Source organism: Micromonospora sp. PRAS1 (assembly GCF_059553435.1).
Genome location: NZ_JCANNB010000087.1, coordinates 1 through 2,668, shown reverse-complemented (window position 1 = coordinate 2,668; position 2,668 = coordinate 1). Strand labels below are relative to the sequence as shown.

1 protein-coding gene is annotated in these 2,668 nt (G+C 74.2%); it reads left to right on the top strand.

Annotated elements, in window-relative coordinates:
* Positions 1 to 2,668: type I polyketide synthase (locus AC507J_RS32165; protein ID WP_496294302.1), on the top strand; the 2,668-nt coding region annotated here is incomplete at both ends.

The window sequence follows — 2,668 nt, the reverse complement described above, 5'->3', positions numbered from 1 at the left end:
CCAGCTGTGGCGCGCCGGCGTCGACGTCGACTGGGCGGCGATGACCCGTCCGTGGGGTGGGCGGCCGGTGGAACTGCCCACCTACCCGTTCCAGCGCCGCCACTTCTGGCTGGACGCGGCTCCGCCGACGGACGTGACCCGGGCCGGGCTCGCCGCCGCCGACCACCCGCTGCTCGGCGCGGCGGTGGAGCTGGCCGGCTCGGCCGGCGTGCTGCTCACCGGCCGGCTCTCCGTGCAGGCGCAGCCCTGGCTGGCCGACCACCGCGTCGGCGACTCGATCGTCTTCCCGGCAACCGGATACCTCGAACTGGCGCTGCGCGCCGCCGACGAGGCCGGCGCGGCCGGCATCGACGAGCTGACCATCGAAGAACCCCTGGTCCTGCCCGAGCACGGTGCCGTCGACGTACAGATCGCGGTCACCGCAGACGGTACGCTCAGCGTCCACTCCCGGGCCGGCGACGCGCCCTGGACCAGGCACGCGTCCGGCGCGGTACGCGACACCCTCCCCACGGCCCGCTTCGACCTCACCGAGTGGCCACCGCCCGGCGCCACCCCGGTGCCGATCGGCGACCTGTACACCGAACTGGCGGCCCACGGCCTCAGCCGAGGCCCCGCATTCCAGGGTCTGCACGCGGTGTGGCGGCACGAGGACGCCCTGCTCGCCGAGGCCCGGCTCCCCGAGCCGGTCGCCGCCGACGCCAGCGCCTACGGGCTGCACCCCGCCCTGCTGGACACCGCCCTGCACGCCATCGGGCTGGACGTGGCCGAGGACGAACGCGGCGAACTGCCGTTCGCCTGGACCGGCGTCTCCCTCGCCGCAGTGGGTGCGACCACGCTGCGGGTCCGCATCGTGCAGACCGCCGCCGACACCGTCACCGTGGCGGCCGCCGACGGCACGGGCGCACCGGTGCTCGCCGTCGACGGGCTCCGGCTCCGCCCGGTCCAGCCGGCCGGGCTGGCCGGCCGTGGCCGTACCGACGGGCTGCACCGGGTGCGCTGGGTACCTGTCGACACCGCACCCGCCACCGCCCGCCTGCGCGCCATCGGCGGCGTAGTGGACCTGAACACCGCAGACGCGGAAGACGACGTCCTGGTCCTGCCGGCCGCCGGTGGCGAACCCCGCGACCTCGTCCACCACGTCCTCGCCGTGCTACAGGCGTGGCTCGCCGAGGACCGGTTCGCCAGCACCCGGCTGGCCGTTGTCACCCACGGCGCGGTACCGGCCGGCGACCAACCCGTCACCGACCTGGCCGGTGCCGCCGTCTGGGGCCTGGTGCGTTCCGCCCAGGCAGAGAACCCGGACCGCATCCTGCTTGTCGACGCCGCCCCCGCCGATCAGGATGACACCGTCCGTGTCGCCCTGGCCACCGGCGAACCGGAACTCGCCGCCACCGGTGGGACCGTGTGGGCGTCGCGGCTGACCGCCGTCCCTGCTCCGACCGGCACCACCTTCGACAGCGCCGGCACCGTCCTGGTCACCGGCGCGTCCGGCACGCTCGGCGGCACCGTCGCCCGGCACCTGGCCGGCACCCACGGCGTCCGGAATCTGCTGCTGCTCAGCCGCGGCGGCGTCGACCCGGCGCTGGTCGCCGAGCTGACCGAGCTGGGTGCCGCCGTTCGTGACGTCCGCGCCGACGTCGCCGACCGCGCCGCTCTCGAGGCCGTGTTGGCGGAGGCTCCCGACCTGACGGCGGTCGTGCACTGCGCCGGCGTGATCGCCGACGGCACCGTGGGTTCGCTCACCACCGAACAGGTCGACGCCGTGTTCCGGCCCAAGGTGGACGGCGCCCGTAACCTGCACGAGTTGACCGTCGACCGCGACCTCTCCGCGTTCGTCCTCTTCTCCTCGGTCGCCGGCCTGTTCGGCGGCGCGGGGCAGGGGAACTACGCGGCCGCCAACGCCTACCTCGACGGGCTCGCCGCCCACCGACGGTCGGCCGGCCTGCCCGGCCTCTCCCTGGCCTGGGGGCTCTGGGAACTCGGCGGCATGACCGACGCCCTCGACGGTGTCGGCCGGAACCGGGTGGACCGCGCCGGGGTCCGCCCGTTCTCCACCGAACATGCGCTGACGCTGCTCGACGCCGCCTGCGCCTCCGACGAGCCGATCCTGGTGCCGGCCCTGCTGGATCGGGCAGCCCTGCGTGCTTCCGGCTCGACCGTGCCGGCGCTGCTGCGCGATCTGGCCGGCCCACCCGCCCGCCGGTCCGCCGCGGCTGCGGCGGTCGGTGCGGTGCCGGCCGTGGAACGCCTGGCCGGACTGCCCGCCGGGCAACGCCACGCGGAACTGCTGGACCTGGTCCGCAACCACGCCGGTGCGGTGCTCGGCTACGGGGCCGGCGTCCCGGTCGACGCGACCCGCGCCTTCCAGGACCTCGGCTTCGACTCGCTGACCGCCGTCGAACTGCGCAATGTGCTGGCCACCGCCACCGGTCTGCGGCTGCCCGCGACGATGGTGTTCGACTATCCGTCGCCGCAGATCCTCACCGACTTCCTGCACGGCGAACTGTTCGGGCACGCGGAACCCGACGTCGCGGAGATCGTCGGCTCTGGTTCTGATGATGATTTGATTGCGATTGTGGGGATGGCGTGTCGTTTTCCGGGGGGTGTGGGTTCTCCGGAGGAGTTTTGGGATTTGGTGGTGGCGGGTGGTGATGGTGTTGGTGATTTT